This is a genomic window from Steroidobacter sp. (assembly GCF_036402275.1).
Lineage (GTDB): Bacteria > Pseudomonadota > Gammaproteobacteria > Steroidobacterales > Steroidobacteraceae > Steroidobacter.
The window spans coordinates 191,144-217,350 of record NZ_DASWTF010000034.1; the positions used below are offsets into that span (position 1 = coordinate 191,144).

Sequence of the window (26,207 nt, forward strand, 5' to 3'; positions counted from 1 at the left end):
AAAACTCTCAAGGTCAGCGATTCCCCAACCGTCGGTAGTACTCGGCCACGGCTTCGCGATAACGCTGCGAATCCGGCGACGGCAACGTTGCATGCGCCGGTTTGTCGCCTCGCGCGCGAGTCGCGGCATTCAAGGCAGTGAGCTCGATCTGATCGATGATCTTCATCATGGCCTCGCCCTGCTCGGCCATGGGATCGCCATTCAAACGTCGCAACTGATTCGCCTGGCGGCGCAGAGCGTCCAGCTCGGCGGGCGTGAGCTCGTCGCTGCTCATGCGATTGGTGATATCGCGAATGCGTTGGCTGATGGCGGACGTCTGGCGAGCCAGCGAGCCCCGACCATCTTCGAGCGTGTTGATCCCTCGCGCGGGAACGATCGGATTCCACGCGGAGAGGCCATTCTGTGCGCCAGCGCTGCCGCCGCGAGAGCTTTGCCGCTGCGATGTGCCGCCTTCACGCGAGCCCGGAGCGCCATTGCTGCCGTCGGACTGCTGGCCCTCGCTGTTGTCGCCGCCGTTTTGATTTTGCTCGCTCAGCTGCGCAGTTCGAGCTTTGCCAGCGCCGGCACGATCGCCTTGCTCGCCGTCGCGGCCGTTCTGGGATTGCTGATCGCGTTGTTCATCGAATTGGGCGCCGTCGCCCTGTTCGTCGCCACTGCGCTGTGCGCTTCTCACGGCGCGGCGAAGCTCGGCGACCTGGGCCAGCAAATCTTCGGTCGTCGCGGTATCGCGCTTTCGCGAGCGTTCGCTCGACGCCTGAGTCGCGGCTTCCCGCAGGTCGTGCTCCAGCGTTTCGAGCGCATCGGTGATCAATCCTTCGCGGGGCGCGGCTTCGCGAGCGCGTCCGTAGTAGATTTCGGCGGCGCTGCGGTTCAATCGATACATCACATCGGAGCCTTCGATGTCGCGCACGATTTCGCTCAAGCGCTGCGTGCTCTTCGGCGTGTTGGCCCGATGCTGATGCACGGCGCCGCGCATATCCCCTTGCAGCGAAGACAGCTCATCCGCCATCCGCTGCTTGGATTCGACCAGATCCTTGACGCTGCGCTGACTCAGACCGCCACGGCCGCTGGCGCGGAAGCTCGATTCATTCCCCTGCGACAGGGCCTTGTAGAGCTCGCTTTCGATGCGCCGCTGATCTTCGAGCAACTCGCCAGTGCGATCGGCGAACTGTTCGAGCGCCTCGTCCAACCGCGAAGATTCGGGCTTGTCGATCTGCCGCAGCGCCTGGCGCAAATGTTTGCTCGCCTCACGCGCGGACTGCGTGCCCTTGGGGTCATCCTCGCCGTTCGACTGATTAGCGGCCTTCATGTTCTCCAGCGCCTCGTTGACGGACTGCAACGCCTGCTCCACCTCCGAGCGTTCCCGGGATTGGCTGCTCTGGCCGGCGCCCGAGCTCGAGCCGCTCTGCCCCTGCTTCGAGGAATTTCCCGGGCGTTGCTGTTGTGACGAAGCCTGCTGTTGACGATTCAGCGCGTCGAGGCGGCGACGCAGATCTTCCGCTTCCCGCCGCAACTGTTCCTGCTGCCAGCGCTGTTCCTGCAGGGCCTGCGCGTTACGTTGTTCCTGCGCCAGTTTTTCCTGCCGCTCGGCCAGCTCCTTGAGCTTGCGAATCGCCTCGCTCATCTCCTGCTGATTGTTCTGCTGCGACAGTTGCGACTCGCTTTCGTACTGGCTCTTCTCGACGTCCATTTCAAGCTCGAACATCTCGGCGAAGTTGCGCGCGTTCTGCGAGCCCTCGCCGCTGCCTTCCTGCTGCATGGAAACCTGCACTTCGCGGAACGCCGATTCAGCGCGCAGCAGTTGCTGAAGCGCCTGCTGTTCAGGCGTCACGGCTTGCTGCAAACGAAAGGCCGACAGATGACCCGCGGCCGGCTCCATCAATCCTGCCGCGCGTTCCAGGCTTTCGACGAATGTTTTCACCCGCTCGTCGGCTTCGGTATCCATGCGGGCGCGAGTTCTCTGCGCCAGCGTGCGAGCTTGCTGCGACAGAGTAGTTTGAAAGTCGGCCAGCATGCGCGCGCTGTCTTCCAACTGCTCGCGCGAGCGAGTATTGCGTTCGTCGCTTCGTTGCAAATTCCAGGTCGCGAGCAGAATCTCGCGTTGCCGCTCCGAAATCGCGCCTTGCTCGTCGGCCATACCACCGCCGCCACCCCCCGCGCCCTGACCTTGCTTGAACGTTCGCTCGAACGGCTGGACCTGCACCATGAACAGATCGGTCTGCACGGTCTGCTTGCGGTCCTTGGCGACAGCGTAATAGGACACCAGGTCGCCCGGTACGAGCCGTTGCTCATCGGTGGCCTTGGCGCCGAGCTCTTCCATGCTCAACAGCGACTGGTTCTCGCTGCGTCGGGTATTGCCGGCCACCGGCATTTTTTTCCAATCGCCGCCGTTGACCGAGTACAGCAAAGAAACATCGCGCAGCTTGAAATCGTCTTCGGCCTGGATGTGAACCGGCACTTCCTCGATGCTGGTGGCGCGCCAGTCACGACCGGGCTTGCGAATCTCGATGGTGGGCTTTTCGTCGGCGACGATCTCGATGGTGTACTCATCGCTGAGCGCGACGAACTCATCCGCGACGCGAGCGCCGATCTGATAAGAGCCGGGCTCGCTGACCGCGATGGTGCCGACATTGGCGCGGCCTTCCTGCTCCAGTTCCTGGCTGCGTCCGTCGACGATCAGCGCGGGTGCATCGAGCGGGGCGTCGGCAAACACTTCGACCTTGACGTCAGTGCCCGCGACTGCGCGAATGTCACGCGATTCTTCATCGGTCAACGAATCGAGCCCGGTCCACTCCGGATACGAATACGTCAGTCGCACCCGTTCGATGCGCGGCAGGTCCACCACACCGATACTGTGCTCGCCGCTACGAATGCCGTCCGCCTCAACGTAGTAAGTCAGCGGGCCACGCACGGCGTAAAGTTTGAAGTCGTATAGCCCCTCTTCCGCCGCCCGCATGGGCGCGGCTTCCCATTGCTCCTGATCGGCGAACCGCACGAACACCTGAGTCTGTTCCGGCTGGAAGCCAGCGACTGTGGCTCGAATAGCCACATCGCTATTGCGCCTCACCGTCGCGTTGCCGGGCTGAACGGTGACGCTCTTCAACGTGATCGCTTCCCGCGGCAACTCGGCGCCGAGCAGCAGATGCCGGCTGCCGAAGCCCCAGTAAGATGGCCCGACGGTGAGCAACAGAGCGAGCGCGATGACAGCGCCGCCGCCCAGTGCAGCGGCTGCCAGGAAACGATGCGGCGAAACGATCGATGTCGGTGGAGTCTTCTCGGCGATGTTGGCCGCGTCGGCGGCCAGCAGCTCGATCAGCGGCGATGCCATGCCTCGAGCTTCGCGTTGCTTGCTGTCGAGATAAGTCTGAATGCGCCCATGCTCTTCGGGCAGGCGCTCTTCGAAAACTCGTGAGCCTTCATCGCGCGCCAACCGTCGCAGCGGCAGCCAAAGCAGGAGCACCGCCACGGCCGCCAACAAAACAACCAATGCGACGCGGGCCGAGATCGCGATGGACGGCGCGAAGTCCTGGCGGTTGAACAACCAGACAGCGCCGCAGGTAAGTAACAAAGTGCCCGCCGCGGCAGCCGCGCCCGCGCGCAGATAGATGTGACTTTGCAGCCGCCGGCGCAACGACGCCAGGTAGCTTTCGAGTCGTTCACGTGAGGTCATTGGGGCACCTCGCGACGAATGGCCAGATGGCGATTCGCCAGTAGCACTTCAGCCAGCAGCAGGATGGCCGCCAGCCACAACAGCCAGGGGCCGAAGGATTTCGGTGTGGCTTCGGGAATTGCAGCCGCGGCAACCGCGGGCGTCGGCTCCTGCACTCGCAACGCCTGCCAGCGTGCGACGAAGTCCGGAGGCAACGTGGTGAGATCCGATTCACGGGCGTCCACGTTCACCGCCAGCCAGCGCGCCCCTTCGCTGCCGCGAATCTCGTAAAACCCGGCCTGATCGGGAATCAAGCGGTCCGTCGTACTCTGCGCCAGACCCAGCACCCGACGACCCTGTGGATCGAATATCTGCCCGCCGCCGCCCCCGGTCAATCCGGTGGTGACAGTCGAGCCGACCAGAGCGCTCGCGGCGCCGGCCTCGGTCCGCGTCAGATAGCCTGCGGCCGCGCCAATGAAGTGCACGAACAGTGGATGAATGGCCAGGTCGTTCCAGCGACGATCCACCGGCACGGTCAGGATCAGCATGCGTCCGGCGCCCAGGGTGCGCTCGATCAGCAGAGGAGTGCCGTCGTCCAGCGCGATCAAGGTCTTGTCGTCGGCGCCCAGCTCGATCGAGCGCTGTCGGAAGAATCGCACTCGATTCCAATCGGCGGCTTCCCGCAGCACCGGATGAGTGCTGGTCACTTCGCCGACTTTGCCGGTCCGGTTACGCATCTCACCGCTGTTCAGGTCACCCAGCAGCAGGCTGTCCTTGTCGGGCTCTTCACCCAGAGTCGCCAGCACCGAGCCACCGGCAGCCACATAAGAATGAATGCGGCGGGCGACGCTGTTGGACAGCGCGCTCGGATCGGCGATGACGATCAAGGAATATTTGCCGAGCCCGGTCGGGTCCATGGAATTCGCGACTCGCTGCTCGACCGTCAGCCGAGGCGCGGAAAGCGAACCGATCGCCGCGGCGAAGTAGGCGGAGTCATCAGCCTCTGTATCTCGCGAGATCAGCAACGCCGCCGGATCGGCTTGCTCGATGACTGCAAAGAACCGATCGTCCTGAGGCAACTGATCGCCGGGCTGCAGCCGCACTTCGATGCGATGCGCGCCGGAGCCGAGATTCACATCGCTGAAGATCACTCGGGTAAACGAGATTCCGCTACTGCTGACGGGTTGCGGCGTCGATTGAAGTGGCAAGTCGGCGCCAGATGCATTGCCGCCTTCGCCCGCTACGAGATCGGGTTGCGCCGCGGCCGCGGGCAGCGTCACGGTTTTTCTCGACACTTCCTTGTCGTCGACGAGCAGAATCACGTCGCGCTGTTGAGGCTGTGTCACGGAGTTGCCGACCATTGCTTGCAGCGAATGTGTATCGGCGGGCTGCAGCGATGCATTGGCGATATAGATGTTGCCGGCAGTCGGGTCGCTCACGTCATGCATCGCCAGCTGAGTTTGGGCGGGCAACTGCAGATCGGCGAAGCGCAGCGGCGCAGCGCTACGTTGGAAGTCCGAGATCAAATGCAACACCACTTTGGGCCGCGGCGAGCCGAGCCACGAATTGGCGGTGCTCATCGCGTATCCGTAATCGAGCCGCTCGATGCCCGGCTTGAGATTTCTCAGCGAGGCGCGCAATGCGCCTGCGTTGCCTGCCGGTGTGCTTTCGTTGATGACTGCAATCTGTCGGCCAGAACCAGCCAGCAGCATCACGCGATCGGACGAGGGCGTGTCGGCAAGCACCCGCTCGGCTGCTTCAAGCGCCTGCTGCCATCGAGTCCCGTGCTGCATAGATAACGAGCTATCGAGCAGAATGGCATGCAACTGCGCGTTGGCATTCGGCTGCGGCACCATGCGCGCCGTCAGCAACGGTCCGGCGAACGCCAGCACCAGCGCGATCAGCAACAAAATGCGAGTCGCCAGTAACAACCAGTAACGCAGCGTGCGCTTCGCGGTTCGCTGTGTTTCGCTTGCCTCCAGCAGCATGAGGGAGGCAAATGGATGCTGTGTCGGATTGGCGCGCGCCACGCGATGCAGCCACAGCGGTACGCCGATGGCGAGCAATCCCAGAAGGAACGCGGGCGCGAGAAACATTACGTCCGCCCTTCCCGCAGCAGCAGGTAGCGTCGTAAGGCGTTGTCGAGCGGCTCGTCCGTGGTGATCAACAGCTGATGTGCGCCGACATTGGCCGCTGCTCGACGCAGCGACTGGAGGTGCCGCTCGAGACGCTGTTGGTATTCTCCGGCGAGAAATTCGGGCGACACATTGAGGGTCTGCTGGGTCTCTATGTCCTTCAGCAACACGGACTCGCGCCAGTTCGGCCGCATTTCCTGCGGATCGAGCAGCTGGAACAGCATGATGTCGTGACCACGATAAGCCAGCGGCTGCACGGCTCTGCTCATGGCTTCGGGATCGCAGTACAGATCGGAGATCACCGCTACCAGGCCGCGACGTGACAGATGCTCACCGAAGCGCTGGAAACAAGCTTCCAGATCCGTGCCATTGCCCGGCGTCACTGCGTCGATGGCGTGAATCATCGCGATCAAGCTGCCCGCGCGACTGGTGGCCGGGCGGAAGGTGCGCACCTTTTCATCGAAAACGATCAGCCCGACCGGGTCGTGCTGCCGGGCCGCGAGATACGCGAGCGCGGCGGCGAGATACTTTCCATACTGCAGCTTGGTGATCGAATGCGAGCCGTAGCCCATGGAGGCGCTGGCATCCAGCAGAATCATCAGGCGCGTATTGGTTTCGCCTTCGTAGCGACGAATGTAAGTGCGCTCGGTGCGGGCGAAGACGTTCCAATCGACGAAGCGGGGATCGTCGCCTTCCACATAGGCGCGATATTCCTTGAACTCCTGACTGAACCCGTAATGCGGCGAGCGATGCAGGCCGGTGAGAAAGCCTTCCACGGCAGTGCGCGCGATCAGCTCCAGATTCGCGAGTCCGGCCAGCGTTTCCGGCGGCAGCAAGCGATTGGAGGCTGCGGCGTTCACAGCTCGATGACCTCACGCAACACTTCGTCGACACTGCGGCCGTCGGACTCCGCCTGGTAGTTGGTCAGCACACGATGTCTCAGCACCGGCAATGCCAGCGCACGCAGATCGTCGTCAGTGACGTGATACCGCCCTTCCATCAAGGCGCGGGCCTTCGCGGCGAGACAAAGGAATTGAGTCGCGCGAACACTGGCGCCGTAACGAACATAGCGGCGCACGGCTTCAGGAGCATTCGCTTCACGCGGCCGAGTCGCGCGAACCATCTCCACTGCCTTGCGCCTGACTTCGGTGGATAGGGGCACCTGTCGCACCAGCCATTGGAATTTCACGATCTCATCCGCATTGGTGCAGGACTCCACCGCCGGGCCGACCAAACGCGAGGTGTTGCGATCGACGACTTCCATTTCATCTTCGACGCTGAGGTAGTCGAGCAGCACGTTGAACAGGAAGCGATCCAGCTGCGCCTCGGGCAAGGGATACGTTCCCTCCAGCTCGATGGGATTCTGCGTAGCCAGCACGAAGAACGGTTCGCCGAGCGAATGAGTCGTGCCACGCACTGTCACCGAATGTTCCTGCATGGCTTCGAGCAGCGCCGCCTGGGTCTTCGGTGGCGTGCGATTCACTTCGTCGGCCAGCAGCACGTTGGCGAACAGCGGACCGGGCACGAAGGTCCAGCGGCGATGGCCGGTGGTGATGTCCTCTTCGATGATGTCGGTGCCGGTCACGTCGGTGGGCATGAGATCGGGCGTGAACTGAATGCGCTTGAACGACAAGCCAAGCGCCGACGCCAACGTTTTCACCAGCAGCGTCTTGGCCGTGCCGGGCATGCCTGTGATCAAACAATGGCCGCCGACCAGCAGCGTCAACAGCAGATAATCGACGACTTCCTGTTGTCCGACGATGACGCGCTGGACCTGACCGCGAATCGCGCCAATGCGATTACGGAACAACTCCACTAGCGCAGCGGTGTCCTGCTCGTTGGCGACGGCATTCATCAAGTACGCTCCTCGATCATTTTCAGCAGCAGGGCTTGCGCAGGCTTGTAATGTGGGGCGGTGGCGAGCGCGTCCAGTAAATGGCGGCGGCTGCCGGCTTTGTCACCGAGCTCGCGCAGCGCGCGCGCCACGCCATAGTGAGCCGGCGCTTGATCCAGCACATTGAGTGCAAGTAACGCCTGGAACTCGCGCAAAGCGTCTTCGGCGCGGCCGGCGCTCAGCAAACGCTCGCCAAGCTGTGAGTGCAATTCAGTGTTGAGCGGGTCGGCGTAGTTCAGCGACACAAATACATCGGTGGCCTCGTCGGTGCGCCCGGCTTCATCCAGCCAACGCCCCAGCTCTTTCAGCGCACCCGGATCCCATCCGCCGGCGCGTCGATAGGCTTCAAGCGCGACGATGGCGTCGGACCGGCGATTCAGCTTGTCGAGCGCGCGAGCCAGCATCAGATGAGCACTGTCGCCGCCGACATTCTCGGGATAGAGCGCGACCGCGCGGCGAGCCGGCTCGACCGCGTCCGCCCAGCGCTCCTTCTGAATGGCCTGACGCGCGGCCTGTTGCTGTTGCTGCCATTCGTTCATGTTGGCGAGCACGTTCGCGAACCGCGTTCGTACGAACGTATCGAAGTCCTTGTCGAACGCATCCGGCGCGATCTTGAACGTCGCTTCGATGGCGGCGGCGGTCGAGCGCTTACCGTCGAACTGCCGCAGCAGCACGCCGAGTTGCTCGAAGCCCCAGCGCTGCTCGATGAACAGGCAGACCAGGCCCGACTGCATGTACGACACCTGCACCTGATTCGGATAGCTGGGGCGGATGAAGCCCGAGTCCAGCTCGGCGATGGGCAGGAATTGTTTCTTGTCGAGCGCGGCGATGGCTTCCGGCGGCACCGCGACGCCCGGAGTCGGGCCGGTGCGCCACTCTTCGAATACGGAGATGCCTTCGCTCAGCCAGCGTGGCACGTGATGATCCGTGACTTCCAATGTGAACACGTGCGCCATCTCGTGCCACAACGTGCTGCCCCAATGGAAATCGCCAGGAGCACGCCCCGACGGACTGTCCATAGCGACCACATAACCGAATGTGACGCCGAGCAGACCGATGCCCGGCAACGCCGCCACACGCACGGCGAAGTCATCGTGATCCGGATACATCTCGACAGTCACGGGCTCGCGCAACTTGAACCCGTAACGTTGCGAGAAGCTTTCGATACTGCGTCGAGTGAGATTCAGTACGTACGGACGCAGGACGTCCGCTTCTTTCTTGTGGAGCCGCAGCTGAACGTCGAACGTGTCGTTCACGATCGTCACGGGATCGACGCTGACGGAAAACTCGTCGATTCGATCCAGCAGGCGCAGAGAGTTCACCGTCGTCGGGCTATAGGGATCGCCCGAGTACGCGGCCTGCAGGTGCGTGCGAGCTTGGTCGACGATTCCCAATCGCAGCAGGTTCGAGCCCAGCTCCGCATGAGCGCTCCAAAGATCCGGCTGCACTTCGACGGCCCGACGCAGTAACGCGGTCGCTTCTTTATAACGACGACGCATGATCTCGAAGTGCGCCAGCTGTTCATACACCGCGCCGTAGCGTGGGTTGTAGTCGAGAATGCGCTTGACCCACTGATCGGGCGTGTTGCCGCGAGACATCTCCAGCGATGCGCGCAGCGCATAGACTTCCAGCGGCGGCAACTTCTCTTTGCTCACGAGCCGCATGGCGCGATCGAGCGCCTTCTCGGCGTCGTCGAGCTTGCCCTCTTCGAGATCCATCGACGCGGTGAGCAGATGCGCCTCGATCAGATCGCCGTCGGTCTTCAACGCCTCGTCGACCAGAGGCCGCGCCTGGCCTTCGAATCTCTCGGCGTAGACGCCCGCGAGCCCGAGCTTGGCGTGCACGTCGTTTGGAAACACCCGCAGCGCTTCGCCGAACAATTCAGCGGCGTCGGAGTACTGATGCGTTTGTAGAAACAATCGCGCCCAACGAACTCGCGGCTGCACGGCCCGCTCATTGTTCTGCACAGTAATGCGGAAGATCTCGTTGGCGCGTTTGATGTCTCCCAACGCCCAGGCCGCTTCCGCTTGCACGATGGGCGTTTCCGATTCGAGCAGCTTCGAATAACAAGTGCGCGCCTGATCGGAGCGGCCCCGATAACGATGATCGTCGCAGGGACGCAGCTCGACGGCGCGCCGGGGATCGTAGTCGATGGACTGTGCGCTCGCCGCGGCGGCGACCAGTGACAGAACCAATGCGACCGTCAGCTGCCGCGTCATGGCGTCGCGCCTCCGCCCACTTTGGAATCGATCTCTTTTTGCAGCAGGGCCAGGCGCACCAGCACTTCTTCGAGCCGATCGTAATACTGAGTCTCGGGCAGCGACGCCTTCTGCTCCTTCACCCGGTCGAGGTCCTGCTCGATCGAGCCTCGTTGCGACAGCAGCGCCGCCACTTCGGGATTGTCCGGCGCCAGCGCCGCGGTCCCGAGCCGGGCCAGGGTGAAGCGGCCCGCGTTATCGCCTTCGATGCGCGCATGCTCGGTGGCCATCGCGGTTTGCGCCTTGAACGCGCTTTCGACCTGACTGGTCGCGAAGGCGTAAGCCTCGGCCGCGGTGACGACCTGATCTTTGTTGGTGTCGGCGGCATCGGACGCGACCGCCTTTGCCCAGTACTCCGCAAAACGCGTGGCCGTTCGCTCGCCGCCGCTCTTGGTGGCAGTGATCACGACCCTCCGGGGTTTTTGCCAGCGTTCGATCACGGCGCCGCTGGAGCTGGTGGCGTTGATGATCAATTGATCCCGCGCCGGCAGCTCGTCGAACAACCTCGCCAGATCGGCATCGGTGAGATCGGGGCCGGGCAGATTGAATCGATAGTTGTCGCCGTCATAGCTGCCGTGACCGATGAGCACCACGACCGCGGAGTCGTCGGCGTTCATGCGAGAGGCGAGTTGTTTGATTTCCCGTCTGACGGCTTCCGCGCGCGCCGCATCGCCGGTCAGCGAAATCACATTGCCGGCGCTGCCCGCTGCCGCCTGGGCGGCGCTTGCAACGATCGCGGCATGCTCGCGAAATTTCTGTTCATATGCCGGTTCGCCGCCCAGACCCGCGACGACGACAGTGTAAGTGGCAGCGGAGGCGGGCAACGCCGCCATACCTATAATTGGGGCGATGAACGATGTGAGGGCGAGGCGAGGGAAGGACGGTGTGCTCACAGCCGCCCCCAGCGCAATCTCAACAGCCATTCGCCCAACTTCAGCGCCAGCAGCGTCAGAAACACGATGGGCAAGTTCCACAAATCCAGCGTCTGTCGCTCGACGATGCCGGCCTTGGAATAAGGAATCGCCCCGGCCAGGCCGTCGAGATCGCTCAGCGGCCAGTAACGTCCGCCGGTGGCGTTGGCGATACGTTCGAGAAGATCGCGGTGCTGATAAGTGGCGAAGTGCTCGGCCACGCCGTCGTTACGCAACACATGCGTCACGGCGGACCCGACCTCTTTGTTCTCGGCGCGTGCATTCATCTCGATGCGATACAGGCCGGCGGAGGCAGCATCGAGGGTCGCCGTGTAGCGGCCGTCGCCCTGCCCGGAGGGTTGCATGATCTGGCTGAACGCGGCGTCGCGCTCCGGCGCCACATGCAATTCGACAGTGGCATTGCTGATGGGTTCGAAGCGCTCGTCGCGGACTTCGGCTTCCAGCCGCACCATGCGCTCGTCCTCATACACCGTACGCTCGCTGTTCACGGTGACACGCGATGGGGCCGTCGAAGCAATGGCATGCATGAGCTGTCGCCAGAACATTTCGTGGCTCTGATCCTCGGACGGCATGCGCATCTGCCAGCGCAGGGTGCTGGCGGTGGCCAATACATAAGTCGCGCCGCGGCCATAGTGTTGCCACACCAGCAATGGTGAACGCCCCTGCGGGCCATTTGCTTCCAACAAAACGATGGCGCCGGGCTTCAGGCGTCCCAGCGACTGGTAATCGGCGAGCTGGGGTAGATTCTTCCAGCGGTCCACGTTGCGCCGGGCATCCCCATCCAGCCGCGGGATGGGCGATTCGGCGCCATAGATGGTGAGCTGCGCCTGCGCCGGACGTTGCACGAACTGCGCCGGCTGTCGGCCCGTGAGTTGCACGGGCAACGTCTGTGCCAACGCCGCGTTCTGCCAGCCGCCAGCTGAAAGACCGTAGCGCCCGGCCAGCATGAGCACCGTGCCGCCGCGCTTATCGACGAACTCTTTCAGCAACCGGTGTTGCTCGGCTCGGAGCGCCGCGGCTTCGTAACTGCCGATGATGACTGCTTCGTAACCGAACAGCTCGGCGGGATCCGAAGGAAAGCCGTCCACCAGTTCGTCGGGGGAATTCACGCCCTGGCGGTAATGTTTATTGGGCGTGGTGCGAACGATGCTCGCGACGCGTAACGCGCGATCGCGATCGACCGCGCGCCGCAGGAATTTGTATTCCCAACGAGGCTCGCCTTCGACGTACAGGATGTTGCGTCGAGTGGCGGGCACATTCACTACGCGCGTGCGCGTGTTGTTGATCACGTTGCGCTCACCTTCGATGGGATCGAGCACGAAGCGCAACTCATGAGTGCCCGCCTGACCGGCGGGAAGATCTAGTGACAGCTGGGTGGTCGCGGCGTCGGTGCGCAGCTTCACGTCACGGGCGGCGACGAGATTGTCACGATCGTAAACACGCAGCCTTGCCTGGGCCGCGCCGTTGTGACGAATGCCGATCTGCGCATCGATGGTCGAGCCCGCCGGAGCCGAGCTGGCCACTTCGACGCGTTCCAGTTCGAGATCGTCCGTCACCTGCTCGGGGCCAAGGCCGACAGTGTGAACGGGCACGCCGTACGAGGCGATCTCGGCGAGTCGCTCCTCGCTCAGCGTATTGCCGTTCTCCGCGCCGTCGCTGAACAGAATCACTCCTGCCAGTGGAGCGCTGCCAGCACTTTGCAGGACCTGAGTGAGCGCGTCGCCGATACGCGTCTGCCGCCCGGGCGGCGGCATCGCTTCGAGCGAATCCAGCGGCGTAGTGGACTGCGCGAAACCGAACAAACGTACGGCGAAGGTTTTTTCCAGCCCCTGCAGGGTGTCGTTCCGCAAGGCGGCGGCGACTTCCTGAAGCCGCGATTGCCCGCCCTCGCCGTAAGCCATGCTGGCGGAGGCATCGACGGCGATGGCCAGCTCGTTCTCACGGTCCCGAACCCGCTCGACGTTCAGGACCGGCCGCCACAACAGGCACAGGATCAATGCGATCAGCGCCGTCTGCAGCACGCCGACCGGCAGCAATAGCTGCCAACCCAGCGCCCGCCGCCGCCACAGCGTCCAGGCGACCAGCGCCGCGCCCACCAGAATCGAGGTTACGAGCAGCCCTATCGGCCATGCGTTCGCAAACGCGAACGTGCCGGTTCGATACGCCCAGAGGGGATGAGTGAACAGCCGCTCGAACACTGTCCAGTAATAGGCGAAGCGCCGGCCGGAACGCAAGCCACAATCCTGCTGAACTTCGTGAAGAAGCGGTTACGCGCTATTCATGTCTGGCGCGGAACCGTGGCTGGCCTCATGCGTACTGGTTTGACTTATAAGCCGTAACAGCTGAAGGCCCCATGGCAAGCGAATCCCTGCACGAGAGCGCCAAGGCGCTGCGCCCCGAGACCATCGACCGGCATCGCGCCGTGTCCTCGCTGATGGAAGAGCTCGAAGCGGTGGACTGGTACGACCAGCGCATCGACGCCGCCACCGACGCCGAGCTCAAACGGATCCTGGCGCACAACCGCGACGAGGAAAAAGAGCACGCGGCCATGGTGCTCGAATGGCTGCGGCGGAAAGATCCCAAGCTCGACGAGCATTTGCGCACGTATCTGTTCACCGATAAGCCCTTGCTCGAAATCGAGGAAGAGGCTGAATCGGCCGGTGAGGACGGCGGCGGTAAGGGCAACGGCGACGGCTGTCTGGGCATCGGCAGCTTGCGCGGCGAGCAGCAGAGTCCGATCCGCCACATGGGGCGCATGGGAATCGAACCATGAACGAGCTGTTACGCGATCACGCGCCCATCGCCGCCGAAGCGTGGAATGAAATCGACGCCGAGGCCAAGCGCACGCTGCAAACGCTGCTGGCGGCGCGCCGGCTGGTGGACTTCAAAGGCCCGCTCGGCTGGAACTGCTCGTCGGTCTCGACCGGTCGGACGCGCACGCTGTCGCCATCGTTGCAGGAAGGCGTGGTGTCCAGGCTGCGGTTGTCGCTGCCGTTGATTGAGATTCGCATTCCCTTCGAGGTGGATCGCGAAGAGCTCGACGCGATCGGGCGCGGCGATACCAATCCGGATCTGGACTCGGTGCGTAACGCGGCCCGCGCAGCCGCGATCGCCGAAGATCGGGCCATCTTCCAAGGCTATCCTGCCGGTGAGATCGAGGGGATCTTTCCCGCCGCGGCCAATCAGGGTCTGACGATTCCATCCGACTTCGGCGCGTATCCCGACGTGGTCGCCGAAGCTACCCATCGATTGCGGAGCGAAGGCGTCAGCGGTCCCTATGGAATCGCGCTTGGCCCACGCTGTTACACCGGGCTGACTCGCAGCACGCTGCGGGGCTATCCAGTCATCAATCATGTGCGCGAGCTGGTCGACGGTCCCATCGTCTGGGCGCCGGCGGTCGATGGCGCGGTGGTGATGAGCCTGCGAGGCGGCGACTTCGAGTTGATCGTCGGCCAGGATTTCTCTGTGGGTTATCTCGACCACACCAGCAGCTCGGTGCTGCTGTATTTGCAGCAGAGCTTCACATTCCGTGTGTTGGCGCCGGAAGCCGCCGTGCCGCTGACTTACGCGGCTGCCGAGATTCCGGCCAAGTGAATCCGCCACCTGCACGATCTGTGAACAAACCGTGACTTAACTGCTTGACCGCACTCTAAGTGCACGTGTTTCATGGCGGCTGCCTGTGCATGGGGCGGCGGCCACGACTGGCCGCGGTTCGTGGGCGGTTCCAGTCCATGGAATCCGCCATTCCCATGCCAACGGCACAAGACTTGCTGTAACAAGGGCATGACATCCTTGCCCCCTCCCGTGCCGCCGATTCACCGGCCTTCGACCATGCGCCTGCCTTCCCTGAAGTTCCTGAAGACGTTCCAAGTCGCCGCGACTCGCCTGAGTTTCAAAGAGGCGGCCGAGGAGCTGTGCATCACCCCCTCGGCGGTGAGCCATCAGATCAAGGGGCTGGAGGAGCAGCTCGGCGTTGCCCTGTTCGAGCGCGGCCCCAGCTCGCTGACCTTGACCGAGGCCGGCGAAAGCTACGTTCAGCACTTGGAAAAAGTGTTTTCCCGGCTCGAGGCGGTCACCGAGCAGTTACGGATTCGTTATGGGCGCGATGTGGTTCGCCTGCACATCCCGCCGTTCTTCGCCACCGAGATGCTGTTGCCTCGCCTGCCGTCGTTTCTCGAAGCGCGGCCCGAGATGGACGTACATATCAATACCGTCGCCGGCACCCTGGAGTCGCATCCAGCCGAGGCGGACTTATCCATCGTCGTGGACACGTCACCGGAAGAGGAACACGACAACGATCACGACTGGTGCAAGCTGTTCTCGCAAACCTTCGTGCCGGCGTGCTCGCCGGCGTTGTTGCAGCGTCTGCCCATCCAGGCGGTGCAGGACCTGAACAAACATACGTTGATCATTCACGAGGCGCGTCGCGACAGCTGGGAGCGATGGGCGCAAACGCACGGCATCGACCTGCGGCCCAAGAGCATCGTGCGCTTCGACTCCATGAACACCGCGGCGGAGGCGGCCGAGCACGGCGTCGGCGTCGCACTCGTTTCGTCACGTCTCGGTAACGACCGGTTCGCGGAAGGCACGCTGGTGAAGCTGTTCGATCGCGAGCTGGAGACGGGCGAGAGCTATTACCTGATCCTGCGCAGGGAAGACGCCGAGCGGCCCAACGTCAAGGCGCTCAGGCAGTGGCTGATCGAGGAATTCAGCGTCGCGGCGTGATCGGGCTCTCGCTCTAAGGAAATATTCCCGCCTGGCATCATTGCTCGGCCTACGCATGGGCGTGGGCCCGATGCTATTTCCTCAGCTAATAAATATTTCTGTTTTGTTTCTTCTGGCGCAGCGAAGCGCGTGCGCGCTCATCGGGGATTGCCTGCATGAGCGCTTTTGCTGCCAGCATGAATTCTTCTCGTTTGTCGGCGTGCTGGGCGGGCCCTACAGTGGCCCCATTCGACAACGACATGTTTCCCGGGGGTGTGTAACCAACTTTGGGAGATCACTGTGATGAACGCTCGTATCAACAAGTCTGTTTCTATCGCTCTTGCCACCCTCGCGCTCGCCGCGCCGTTCGCCAGCCAGGCGCACGACTACGACGCCGCGATGGATTCGTGCATCAACGCCTTCGTCGCCTCCAACCTGCCCAAGGAGCAGCCGGTGCGCGTGCAGAAGGAAGCGTCGGTGTCGAGCCCGCTCGCGATTTACTCGCGCGGCTACAAGATCATCGTCAGCGCCAAGGGCGTCGAGAGCGGCAAGTACCTGGCTCGCGGCACCTGCCTGGTCGATCGTAGCGGTCAAGTAATCGCGCTGAACGGCAAGCCGATCGCGCAGAAGCTGGCGGCCCGCTGATTCGAGATCGTCACATCACAATCTGAATGGCGTCATTCATCTGAGTGACGCCCCGTCTTCCCACTCCGGGAGCGTGCGCGACTGTCATCCCCCTGCGGTTCCGCACCGGCAAGCAATTGCCAACTCCCGGAGTGGTTTTCTACTCGCCCTCCGGTCGAAGAGGCCGAGGCCCTTTCGACATTTGTTCCCGTCGGTCACGACATTATTTTGTCGAGTGATTACGGTAACTCGACTCCATCGTCCGGTACGCTTCGCTCACACTGGCTTCGCTGAAGCAATGTGAGTCGAGGCCTCTTACAGTCCATGCACGCAAAGGAACGCGTCACTCCAGAACGTCGTAGCGGTGTCGAGCGTCGGCATCACACCGTGGCGGCCTATTTGCGTGGCGCCCTGAATCCCCGCCGCCGTTCCGGCCGGCGTGCAACCGATCACGCCTATGCCATCGTCGATTGGCATTCGCCGCGCGTGCTGGCGCTGGTGCTCCTGATCCTCGGCTTGTCGACGCTAGACGGCGTGCTGACGCTGCTGCTGATCTCGCAGGGCGCGAATGAAGTGAATCCGGTGATGGCGCTGTTCGTGCCACACAATCTGGGCTGGTTCGCGGTCATCAAGCTGGGCTTGACCAGTCTAGGCGCGGCCGTGCTGGTGGCGTGCGCGCGGATGAAGCTGTTCAGATTGTTTCCAGGCGAGCTGCTGCTGTACCTGGTGGTGGCCTGCTATCTCGTGCTGGTCGGTTACGAGTTGTTCCTGCTCGAGAACCCGCCGCCGGCGCACTGATTAGATTTTGTTCTGACCCGACGCGACCGCGGCGCGCGCCCGGTACCCGCCCACGTACAGCCGAAAGGCGAAGTAAGTCCACGCGGACAGCGTGCCGCTGACGACCGCCGTAACGAAATGTTCGGCGTCGAACAAACGGGCGGCGACGACGATGCCGCCGAGCATGGACAACGTCGCCTGCCCGAGGCGTAGCTCCCAACGATCCACGTAGTGCATGTATGCCGGCGCGCATTCGGCGATGCGCGTGCGGTGCGGATCGAAGCCGAACAGCTGCGACAGCATCATGTAGCTGCCGACGCCGACGATGCTCCATAGCGCCACGCGCCATAGATCGACTGAATTGCCCGACAAGGCGGCATAGACAGTCGCGGCCAATACAAACAAGGCAAAGGCGATCAGGGCGTGCAGCTTGCGCGATTGCATGGCGTGGAACCGCAATGAGAAGGTGAGGCAGATATAGCGCCGCCACTTTGCCATTTCTGTGACGTGGGTCAAAGCGCCAACGACCTGAGTCGCACCGAGCATTTTCCCGCTGTGCGATCCCGGTCGATTACCTACGTATGCCGTGCTTTGCTGACAGCTATCTCGCGGCGGCGGCGCGAGGCACAATACCCTCTTTGCCAGTGAGCGGATAAAACAAAGAATGCGATTCTTTCGACGCTCGCTGATCACGTTGGGGGTGGCCGCGACGCTACCGACGGTGGTCTTCGTCGCAGTCGGCGCGTTTTATTTCCTACGCGCCGAACGCGTTCGCGTCGAAACCGAGGCGCTCGGGCGCAGCGAGATCGCCACCATGCTGGTCGACGGACGGCTCCGCCGCGACCTGGCAGCCCTTGGCGTGCTGACCAGCTCGGTGAATCTCGTCAACGGCAATTTTCGCGACTTCTATTTCCGTCTGCAGCGGGTCATGAAGGTCAATCCCGCCTGGCGCACCATCGTGCTGATCGATGCACAGAGCGGACAGGAAATATTCGATCTGCGCCGGCCGTTCGGCCTGCCTCAGGCGCTCGCTGAAACACACGCGGAACCCTTGCAGAAGATTCGTCGGAGCAAGGCCGCAGTCATCGGCTCGGTGACCGCGCCACCTGATGCGCTCGCCTGGGTGTACGTACCCGTCCTGATCGAGGGCCAGGTGCGGTACATGATTGGCGCCGCCATCCTGCCCCCCGTATTCCAGGAGCTCCTGACGGCAGTGGCCGAACCCGGCAGCACAGCTGCGATCGTGGACCGGGATGGTAAGTTCGTGGCGCGCACGCTGAGCTTCGAAACGCGAGTCGGCACACCTGCCACGAGCTTCGTACGTCAGGCCATCCGCGAAGGAGACCGGGGCTTCTATCGTGGCACCACGTATGAGGGGCTGAAGAACTTCACGGCGTTTCATACATCGCCGTGGTCGGAATGGTCGGCGCACCTGGCCGTCGCCTCCAGAATGATCGACGCGCCGACTACCTGGTCGTTCGTGGCCGCCGGACTCGCGGCCCTGGGCGCTTTGGTTCTCGGCGGCACGCTGGTGCTTTTAGTCCTGCGCGACATGGCGGAACGTCGTCGCGCGGAAGAAACATTGCGTCAATCTCAAAAGATGGAGGCCGTGGGACAGCTGACGGGCGGCATCGCTCACGACTTCAACAACCTGCTGACCGCCGTGATCGGCAATCTGGACATGATCCGCACCCGCGTTCAGGACAACGAGCGGCTGCGCCGCTTCGCGGATAACGCCTTGGAAGCGTCACGACGCGGCGCCAAGCTCGCATCGCAGCTGCTGGCGTTCTCCCGCAGCCAGCGCATGTCGGTCGGACCGGTGGATTTGCAGCAGCTGTTCAACGGCATCAACGGCTTGATCGAGCAGTCGGTCGGCCCGTCGATCGAGGTGCGCATGGAGCTGGATCCCGACGCCCGCAGGGTGATGAGCGATGCCAATCAGCTGGAACTTGCGCTGCTCAATCTGGCCGTGAATGCTCGCGACGCCATGCCCGCCGGCGGCAAGCTCATCATCGCCGCCCGTCGCGCGAATGCGGTGGACAAACATTTGCCAGCGGGCGATTACGTGCAGCTGTCCGTGACCGACACCGGGGCCGGCATGACCGAGGACGTGCGCGTGCGGGCCATCGAACCGTTCTTCACGACCAAGCCGGTCGGGCAAGGCACGGGTTTGGGACTGTCGCAAGTGTATGCGGTGGCCCGCGAGTCCGGTGGATCGTTGGAAATCGATAGCGAGCTCCATCAGGGGACGACGGTTCGTTTGACTCTGCCCCTGGCAACCGCGCCGATTGCTCCGCCAGTGACGGCGCCGGCACCCCAGCCCGCGGCCGCGGAACATCCCGGCGCGACCGGATCGGCGAGTATCCTGGTCGTGGACGACGATCAGCTGGTGCGCCGATTCATGCGTGAGTCATTGCGCTCGATCGGTTATGAAGTGCACGACGCGCATGACGGAGCGGGCGCCTTGGCTCTGATGGACTCGCAACGTTTCGATTTGTTGCTTGCCGATTTCGCCATGCCAGGCATGAATGGCGCCGAGCTGGCCAAGGCGGCGCAATCGAAACAACCTGGCTTGCCCGTGCTGATCGTTTCGGGCTATGCCGACAGCGCCGCCGTGGAAGCGGTGCTCGGCATGGCCAGGCAGCTGCGCAAGCCGTTCGACATGGCCGAGCTCGGCAATGCCGTTGCAGAAATTTTGCGCGCTCGCGTGCACTGATCTTAGAGAGAGTTATGCCCTATTCGACTTCTGAATCCGCCGATGCCGTAGTTCTCACGCCGCCAACATCGCCTACCGCGGCAGTTATCTGGCTGCATGGCCTCGGCGCGGACGGCTTCGACTTCGTTCCCATCGTCGAAGAGTTGCGCCTGCCCGCGTCTTTGCCAGTGAAGTTTGTTTTTCCGCACGCCACGCCGCGACCCGTGACCATCAACAATGGCTACGTCATGCGCGCCTGGTATGACATCAAAGGCTTCGGGCCGGAACGCGCCGAGGACGATGCCGGCATCCGCGAATCCGAAGGTGTGGTGAAGAAATACATCGAGCAGCAGATCGCGCAGGGCATTCCGGCCGACAAAATCGTCATTGCCGGTTTCTCACAAGGCGGCGCCATCGCTTTCCAAGCTGGCTTGCGCTATCCGCAGCGCCTGGCCGGGCTGATGGCGCTGTCGACCTATTTGCCGTTACGCTCCACGGTGGCGCAGGAAGCCTCGGCGGCGAATCGCGATGTGCCGATCCTGATGTGTCATGGCGCATACGATCCCGTCGTGCAGCTGCAGATGGGCGAGGCGTCACGCGACGTGTTGCAAAGCCTGGGTTATCGCATCGAATGGCGCACCTATCCCATGGAACACTCGGTGTGCATGGAAGAGGTGGTCGAGATTTCCAGATGGCTGCAGGCCCGACTCGCCTGAACGACCGAGCGCCTGTATGACTGAACCCGCGACGCATCGGAACAAACGCCGGTGTTCTGACGTACCGCCTGTGAGTCCGCTCACAGGCAATTCCAATAAAGGCGCTATATGTACGTCAGCATCGGTCCCCTGGTTGCGCTGGTCGCCGGCATTCTGATCCTGGTGGTGCCGCGGCTGCTGAACTACATCGTCGCCGTTTATCTGATCGTCATCGGCCTGCTCGGGCTGTTCGGCCCACGCCTGTAGGCCGGGCCCGAGCTGGCGCCAGAAATCACATCAAGTGCTCGCTTGGGCTTTGTCGTCGCGACCCGCCACGCGGATCTGATCGTCCGCCGCGAACGCCGCAGTCAAAGCTGAGTGCCCGACACTTTCGACAGCGCGCTCGAGCGTCTCCTGGTAGCACGCTGAGTACAGCCGCTTCATGCGCAGGTCGCGGATATCGCTGTTCTGGTTGCAGACGCGCGCCGAAGCCCGCTGCAGGCGGCTGTACAGAGCGCGCACATCGGCTTCCTTGGACAGGTCCAGATCGGAGTATTGGATCACGGTCTTGGCCGGACCGACCTCGGTGGACAACTCACCGGCCTGAGCCGTGACGCCGAAGGACAGGGCGGCAAACGCACCGATGGCAGCGAAACGCGCGACGCGGAAAGTGACGGGGCTGGACATGATCGAGTCTCCTCTAAACTTTGCTTATTCAAGTACCGTTCATCGCGCGCTTGAACTTGAGATGCGAGCCTTTCCAGAAGGGTTGCAAGCGTCGCGAGAAATTTTTCATCGACGCCGATTGGACGGGCCGGCGCGCGCTTGCATTCCTTCCGCTCATCGCGCCTTGCCATCGTTTGGACGTAACGCAGCTGGAGCCGCCGATAGCCGCTGAGCGCGCCTTGCGACCGGACGTGCCGGCGGCGCGACGAAAGGTTGGCTTGCGATGCGTGCCTTGCTTACAGTGGCCGCATGGACCTCGCACAACTGAAACAAAACAGAAACCTGCTGTTCTGGTCCCTGCACGTGCTCGGCTGGAGCGCCTATGGCGTTTCGCAGTACGTCGGGGCACTGCTGTACGGCAAGCCTGTGGCCTATGTGCAATACATCGCCGTGGCGGCGACGGCGGGTTGCGTGCTCAGCGCACCGTTGCGCTACATCTGTCGATGGTTATGGAAGCAGCCGCCGGCCACCATGATCGCCGGCGGTCTCGCCGCCGCTTACCTGACCGCCTGCGTGCTGCGCGTGATCATGAACTGGTTCTATCACACGTATGTGGATACGGAATGGCCCATCGTTCACATGGCGGAGTACTTCAGCGGCGCGCTGAGCTCCACCTATCTGATGCTGTGCTGGATCGGCCTGTACTTCGGCGTGCGCTACTACGAGTCCTTGCAGGCGGAACGCATCGCCACTCTGCGAGCGTCCTCGCTAGCGCAGGAGGCGCAGTTGAAGATGCTACGTTATCAGCTCAATCCGCACTTCCTGTTCAACACGCTGAACGCCATTTCCACGCTGATTCTCGATAACCGCAACAGCACGGCCAACAACGCCGTGACCGGCCTGTCGGAGTTCCTACGCTATACGCTGGATCAGGATCCGATGAAGAAGGTGACGGTGGCGCAGGAAATCGACGCTCTCAATCTGTATCTGAACATCGAGAAGATGCGGTTCGGCGCGCGGTTGCGCCTGAACTACGCCATCGAGGACGCCGCAAGCTGCATGCTGGTGCCCAGCCTGTTGTTGCAACCTTTGATCGAGAACGCCATCAAATATGCGGTGTCGCCACGGGAGCAAGGCGGAGAAATCCGCATCGGCGCCCACGTCACCGGGGGTATGCTGCAGCTGGAAGTGGCGGACGACGGCCCGGGAATGATCGATGCGACCCGTTTGGCCAATGGTCGCGGCGTCGGTATTCGCAATACTCGCGAGCGTCTCCAGGTGTTGTATGGAGACCGAGGCGCCGTTGGCGTCGCCAATACCGACCCCGGCTTGCGGGTGTCCCTGACGTTCCCGGCGGAGCGCGCCACGGCGCCGGCCTGAGTAAGACGTCATGAGTAGTGCCATGACCGACCAACTTCTCGATCAACCCATTCGCGCCATTATTGTCGATGACGAGGAACTGGCCCGCCGCGGCATCGAGCTGCGCCTGGCCACACACACCGACATCGTCATCGTCGGACACTGCGTCAACGGCCGTGAGGCGCTCGCGGCTGTGGCCGAACAAAAGCCGGATCTGATGTTTCTGGACATTCAGATGCCGGGGCTGTCCGGCTTCGAGGTGCTGGCCCGGCTGCCCCACGAATCGCTGCCCATGGTGATTTTCGTGACCGCGTACGATCGTTATGCGCTGGACGCGTTCGAGGCGCAGGCCATCGATTACCTGCTCAAACCCATCAACGACCTGCGGTTCACCCAGGCGCTGGATCGGATGCGCGGTTACTGGCAACAGAGGAATGCGCTGAGTCAGCGCGAGCAGTTGATCAAGCTGCTGGCGACCACGCAGGGAACTGGCTCGGTGGATGAGCAAACATTACGTGAATACCTGCACGCGGAGCGACAGCCTCAGTACCCACAGATTCTGCCGATTCGTGACGATGCCGGCACCGTGCGAGTCGACGTGAACACCATCGATTGGATCGATGCGGCCGGCGACTACATGTGCGTGCATGCCGACGGACGCACGTATGTGTTGCGAGAGACGATGAAGTCGCTGGAGGCGGTGCTGGATCCGAAGCTGTTCCAGCGCGTGCATCGGTCGACCATCGTCAACGTGTCACGGGTGCGGCGGCTGCGGCCTCACACCAACGGCGAATATTTCCTGACCTTGGAGGACGGCCAGGAAATCAAGCTCAGCCGATCTTATCGGGATCGGGTCGATCAACTATTGCAGCGGCGCTAGTCGGCGGGCGCACCAGCCAGGGGTGCAGAAACACGGCCGCGAGCACGATGGCCACACCTAAATAGAAGCTGGGGCTGAGCTCGCGTTGCTCGCCGAGCAGGACGATCGCCATGACGATGGCGTAGATCGGCTCCATGTTCAGAGCGATCGTCGCCGAGAAGGCGCTGACGTGACGTAGCGCCGCCAGCGACATGGCAAACGGCAGCAAGGTGCAGCCCATTGCCAGCACCACGAGCAGCGTTGCGTCGTGCGTCGAGGGCAGAACGAAAACTGTCTCTGGCGAGAACACGGCGGCGATCACGGTCAGCAGCAGGAGGCCGGCGCCCATTTCCAAACCAGTCACCGTCAATGCGTCACTCTGGCCGATGAAACGTTTGTTGAGGCTGGCGAAGATCGCGACCAGCAGCGCACCGAGCACGCCAACCGCAATTCCCATGCGCATGGTCGTTGGCGTGCCGCCGACCACCAAGGCCACACCCGGTATCGCCGCGACTCCGAACAACAGCTCGCGAGTGTCGAAGCGTCGACCGACCAGAAACGGTTCGATGAACGCGAGGAACACCGGCGAGAGCGCCAGGCAAGTCGCCGCCACTGACGCATTGGCCAGCCGAATGGATCCATAAAAGGCCAACCAGTGGAGCGCCACCACCATTCCGATGCCCGCATAAGTCGCAATCATCCGCGGCGGCAGCGCCTTCAACCCACGCCAGAAGCGGGGGACCAGCACCAGCGCGCCGGCGACGAGCACGATGCGCCACCAGACGAGCGCGAGCGTGCCCAGGGAGATCAACTTGCCGAGAATGGCAGTGAAGCCCCACAGGACGACGCAGAAATGAATTTGCCAGGTGGCGCGCGAAACCGCGGTCATCGAGAAGCCTTGTGACAGTCGCCCCAACGGCGACTGTCAGTGAACGTTGATCGCGGGCTTAGTACGCTTTGGCCCAGACGACTCGCTGCGGGCTCGGCTTGCCGGTGAACGGGCACGTGCCGGGCTCGCTCTTCTCTAAGGGAATGCAGCGCACGGTCACGCCAAGCTCGGCCTTGATCCGTTCTTCCAGCTGCGAGTCGCCGCTGAAATGCGTCAGCGCGAAACCCGCATGGATCGGCGTCGGCGCATTCTCCGGCACAGTCGGCGCGGTGAAGAATTCATAGAACTCTTCCTTGGTGTCGATACGGCGCGTGAACTGCTCTCGATACGCCACGGCGCGCGCGAACAAGCCGTCCTGGATGGACTGCAACGTCGCGCTGACCGACGCGACGAACTCACCGCGCGGGATGCTCTGCTTGTCCTTGGGCGCGCGGTCGCGACGACCGACGAACAGCGCATCCTTTTCGATGTCGCGCGGGCCGACTTCGATACGCAGCGGCACGCCTTTCTTGATCCAGTTCCAGACCTTGTCGCCGCCGCGCTCATCGCGCTCGTCCACGACGACCGAGACCGGACGGTCGGCGAAGCGCTGTGCCCGCAGCTCGCCGGCAACCGAGCGGCAGTACTCGATCACGCGCGCGCGATCTTCATCGGAGCGGTAGATGGGCAGGATCACGACCTGCACCGCCGCCAACTTCGGCGGCAGCACCAAACCGTCATCGTCGGAATGCGTCATCAGCAAGCCACCGATGAGGCGGGTGGACATGCCCCAGCTGGTAGTCCACGCGTGCTGGTGCTGGCCGTTCTGGTCGAGGAACTCGATGCCGCTGGCCTTGGCGAAGTTCTGGCCCAGGAAGTGGCTGGTGCCGGCCTGCAGCGCCTTGCGATCCTGCATCATGGCTTCGATACAGAAGGTCTGCTCGGCGCCCGGGAAGCGCTCGTTCGCGGTCTTTTCGCCGCGAATCACGGGAACAGCCATCCATTCCTCGGCGAACGTGGCGTACACCTCCAGCATGCGCATGGTTTCTTCCACGGCTTCCTGCTTGGTGGCGTGGGCAGTGTGACCTTCCTGCCAGAGGAACTCGGCGGTGCGCAGGAACATGCGAGTGCGCATTTCCCAGCGAACCACGTTCGCCCACTGGTTGATCAGCAACGGCAGGTCGCGATAGCTCTGCACCCAGCGCGAGAACGCGTCGCCGATGATGGTCTCGGAGGTTGGCCGGACGATCAGCGGCTCTTCCAGCTCGCCGGTCGGCCGCAGCTTGCCGTCCGGACCCGCTTCCAGCCGGTGGTGCGTGACCACGGCGCATTCCTTGGCGAAGCCTTCCACGTGGGCGGCTTCCTTCTGCATGAAAGACAGCGGAATGAACAGCGGGAAGTAGGCGTTCTGATGGCCGGTGGCCTTGAACATGTCGTCCAGGACCCGCTGCATGTTCTCCCACAGCGAGTAGCCCCACGGCTTGATGACCATGCAGCCGCGCACGGCGGAGTTCTCGGCCAGGTCGGCGCCGCGAATAACCTGCTGATACCACTCGGCATAATTCTCGTCCCGAGTGGGGGTGATGGCGGTCTTGGCCTTGGAGGCTTGTTGGGGTTTGCTGCTCATGTGTTGAACGGGGGCTGGAATCGTGCCGGCGCGACGCGGGAAAGGGCGCGATTACAGCAGATTTTCCGTGTCAGACGAAGTGCAGGCGCCGGGCGGCGTGCGCGGGCCCGATCCAACGGTCGCCAGGCAGCTCTGCGCGGCGGCAATAAATAGTATCCTGAGTTGGGATATTCGTGGGGCCGGAATATAGACACGGGCGCCAACACGGAGCTCGTGCCTTGAAGTCACTGCGTTCACCTGCACATGTCCGCCTGCTCGAGCTGCTGCACGCCGCGCGCGAGAAGGCTGGTTTGACTCAACAGCAGCTCGCCGATCGTCTCGGCAAACCCCAGAGCTTCATTTCCAAATACGAAGGGGGCGAGCGGCGCATCGACGTCATCGAGTTCATCGCCATCGCGGACGCGCTGGAGATGGATCCGAGCCGCGCGATCCGCGACATCCGAGCGAAGTTTCGCGCCTGATTCC

Annotated in this window: 22 protein-coding genes; 11 read left to right on the forward strand and 11 right to left on the reverse strand. The window is 62.9% G+C overall.

The features are described 5' to 3' along the window. Positions 1 to 13 precede the first annotated feature (13 nt). The 7 genes from VGD45_RS18630 to VGD45_RS18660 are packed head-to-tail and all read right to left on the reverse strand — an operon-like array spanning position 14 to position 13,102. Positions 14 to 3,670: a hypothetical protein gene (locus tag VGD45_RS18630; protein ID WP_331156846.1), complete on the reverse strand. Its 3,657-nt coding sequence runs from the start codon at positions 3,668 to 3,670 to the stop codon at positions 14 to 16. Then, positions 3,667 to 5,745 (reverse strand): BatA and WFA domain-containing protein, encoded by a 2,079-nt coding sequence (locus VGD45_RS18635; RefSeq protein WP_331156847.1) that lies wholly within the window; start codon positions 5,743 to 5,745, stop codon positions 3,667 to 3,669. Before VGD45_RS18635 ends, VGD45_RS18630 begins: the two co-directional genes overlap by 4 nt. Continuing rightward, a complete protein-coding gene (locus VGD45_RS18640) occupies positions 5,745 to 6,644 on the reverse strand; it encodes a DUF58 domain-containing protein (protein WP_331156848.1) in 900 nt (299 codons plus the stop codon). The genes VGD45_RS18635 and VGD45_RS18640 overlap by 1 nt, the downstream gene beginning before the upstream one ends. Continuing rightward, positions 6,641 to 7,639, reverse strand: a complete 999-nt coding sequence (locus VGD45_RS18645) for an AAA family ATPase (RefSeq protein WP_331156849.1) — start codon at positions 7,637 to 7,639, stop codon at positions 6,641 to 6,643. Before VGD45_RS18645 ends, VGD45_RS18640 begins: the two co-directional genes overlap by 4 nt. Then, entirely contained in the window at positions 7,639 to 9,897 is a 2,259-nt protein-coding gene (locus VGD45_RS18650) for a tetratricopeptide repeat protein (protein WP_331156850.1), read from the reverse strand. Before VGD45_RS18650 ends, VGD45_RS18645 begins: the two co-directional genes overlap by 1 nt. After that, the gene (locus tag VGD45_RS18655) at positions 9,894 to 10,829 is read right to left on the reverse strand and encodes a hypothetical protein (RefSeq protein ID WP_331156851.1); all 936 of its coding nucleotides are present in this window, start codon (positions 10,827 to 10,829) and stop codon (positions 9,894 to 9,896) included. The genes VGD45_RS18650 and VGD45_RS18655 overlap by 4 nt, the downstream gene beginning before the upstream one ends. Further along, complete coding sequence (locus VGD45_RS18660; RefSeq protein WP_331156852.1) at positions 10,826 to 13,102, reverse strand: hypothetical protein; 2,277 nt, start codon at positions 13,100 to 13,102, stop codon at positions 10,826 to 10,828. The genes VGD45_RS18655 and VGD45_RS18660 overlap by 4 nt, the downstream gene beginning before the upstream one ends. 119 nt (positions 13,103 to 13,221) lie before the next feature. Between VGD45_RS18660 and VGD45_RS18665 the strand changes: the two genes are divergently transcribed. The 5 genes from VGD45_RS18665 (at position 13,222) to VGD45_RS18685 (ending at position 16,994) form a co-directional block, all read left to right on the forward strand. Continuing rightward, positions 13,222 to 13,641 (forward strand): ferritin-like domain-containing protein, encoded by a 420-nt coding sequence (locus VGD45_RS18665; RefSeq protein WP_331156853.1) that lies wholly within the window; start codon positions 13,222 to 13,224, stop codon positions 13,639 to 13,641. Then, positions 13,638 to 14,462 carry a family 1 encapsulin nanocompartment shell protein gene (locus VGD45_RS18670; RefSeq protein WP_331156854.1) on the forward strand — a complete coding sequence of 275 codons (825 nt, stop codon included), beginning with the start codon at positions 13,638 to 13,640 and terminating at the stop codon, positions 14,460 to 14,462. Before VGD45_RS18665 ends, VGD45_RS18670 begins: the two co-directional genes overlap by 4 nt. Before the next feature lie 189 nt (positions 14,463 to 14,651). Continuing rightward, positions 14,652 to 15,593, forward strand: a complete 942-nt coding sequence (locus VGD45_RS18675; protein ID WP_331156855.1) for a LysR substrate-binding domain-containing protein — start codon at positions 14,652 to 14,654, stop codon at positions 15,591 to 15,593. A 282-nt stretch (positions 15,594 to 15,875) separates the two neighbouring features. Next, positions 15,876 to 16,217 (forward strand): hypothetical protein, encoded by a 342-nt coding sequence (locus VGD45_RS18680; protein WP_331156856.1) that lies wholly within the window; start codon positions 15,876 to 15,878, stop codon positions 16,215 to 16,217. Positions 16,218 to 16,520: 303 nt separating this feature from the next. Further along, positions 16,521 to 16,994: a DUF5658 family protein gene (locus VGD45_RS18685; RefSeq protein ID WP_331156857.1), complete on the forward strand. Its 474-nt coding sequence runs from the start codon at positions 16,521 to 16,523 to the stop codon at positions 16,992 to 16,994. On the opposite strand, the gene VGD45_RS18690 is transcribed toward VGD45_RS18685, so the two are convergent. Beyond that, complete coding sequence (locus VGD45_RS18690; protein WP_331156858.1) at positions 16,995 to 17,417, reverse strand: hypothetical protein; 423 nt, start codon at positions 17,415 to 17,417, stop codon at positions 16,995 to 16,997. It abuts the gene before it with no gap. Positions 17,418 to 17,637: 220 nt separating this feature from the next. On the opposite strand from VGD45_RS18690, the gene VGD45_RS18695 reads away from it, so the two are divergent. From VGD45_RS18695 to VGD45_RS18705, 3 genes are all read left to right on the forward strand, one after another. Beyond that, positions 17,638 to 19,689 (forward strand): response regulator, encoded by a 2,052-nt coding sequence (locus VGD45_RS18695; protein ID WP_331156859.1) that lies wholly within the window; start codon positions 17,638 to 17,640, stop codon positions 19,687 to 19,689. Between the two features lie 14 nt (positions 19,690 to 19,703). Beyond that, a complete protein-coding gene (locus VGD45_RS18700) occupies positions 19,704 to 20,384 on the forward strand; it encodes an alpha/beta hydrolase (RefSeq protein ID WP_331156860.1) in 681 nt (226 codons plus the stop codon). 108 nt (positions 20,385 to 20,492) lie between these two features. Further along, positions 20,493 to 20,630: a DUF3096 domain-containing protein gene (locus VGD45_RS18705; protein WP_331156861.1), complete on the forward strand. Its 138-nt coding sequence runs from the start codon at positions 20,493 to 20,495 to the stop codon at positions 20,628 to 20,630. A 30-nt stretch (positions 20,631 to 20,660) separates the two neighbouring features. Here VGD45_RS18705 and VGD45_RS18710 read toward each other — a convergent pair whose 3' ends face one another. Continuing rightward, complete coding sequence (locus VGD45_RS18710; protein WP_331156862.1) at positions 20,661 to 21,050, reverse strand: UrcA family protein; 390 nt, start codon at positions 21,048 to 21,050, stop codon at positions 20,661 to 20,663. 288 nt (positions 21,051 to 21,338) lie between these two features. Here VGD45_RS18710 and VGD45_RS18715 point away from each other — a divergent pair, with 288 nt between their 5' ends. Together VGD45_RS18715 and VGD45_RS18720 are read left to right on the forward strand one after the other, a co-directional pair. Beyond that, positions 21,339 to 22,409, forward strand: coding sequence for a sensor histidine kinase (locus tag VGD45_RS18715; protein ID WP_331156863.1), 1,071 nt, complete (start codon positions 21,339 to 21,341; stop codon positions 22,407 to 22,409). A gap of 22 nt (positions 22,410 to 22,431) precedes the next feature. Then, a complete protein-coding gene (locus VGD45_RS18720; RefSeq protein ID WP_331156864.1) occupies positions 22,432 to 23,268 on the forward strand; it encodes a LytTR family DNA-binding domain-containing protein in 837 nt (278 codons plus the stop codon). Here VGD45_RS18720 and VGD45_RS18725 read toward each other — a convergent pair. Continuing rightward, positions 23,219 to 24,136 carry a DMT family transporter gene (locus tag VGD45_RS18725; protein ID WP_331156865.1) on the reverse strand — a complete coding sequence of 306 codons (918 nt, stop codon included), beginning with the start codon at positions 24,134 to 24,136 and terminating at the stop codon, positions 23,219 to 23,221. The two genes, VGD45_RS18720 and VGD45_RS18725, sit on opposite strands and share 50 nt — an antisense overlap. Positions 24,137 to 24,194: 58 nt before the next feature. Then, on the reverse strand, positions 24,195 to 25,742 hold the full coding sequence (gene proS, locus VGD45_RS18730) for a proline--tRNA ligase (RefSeq protein ID WP_331156866.1): 1,548 nt from the start codon (positions 25,740 to 25,742) through the stop codon (positions 24,195 to 24,197). A gap of 218 nt (positions 25,743 to 25,960) precedes the next feature. Here proS and VGD45_RS18735 point away from each other — a divergent pair, with 218 nt between their 5' ends. Further along, complete coding sequence (locus VGD45_RS18735) at positions 25,961 to 26,203, forward strand: helix-turn-helix transcriptional regulator (protein ID WP_331156867.1); 243 nt, start codon at positions 25,961 to 25,963, stop codon at positions 26,201 to 26,203. Positions 26,204 to 26,207: the final 4 nt, after the last annotated feature.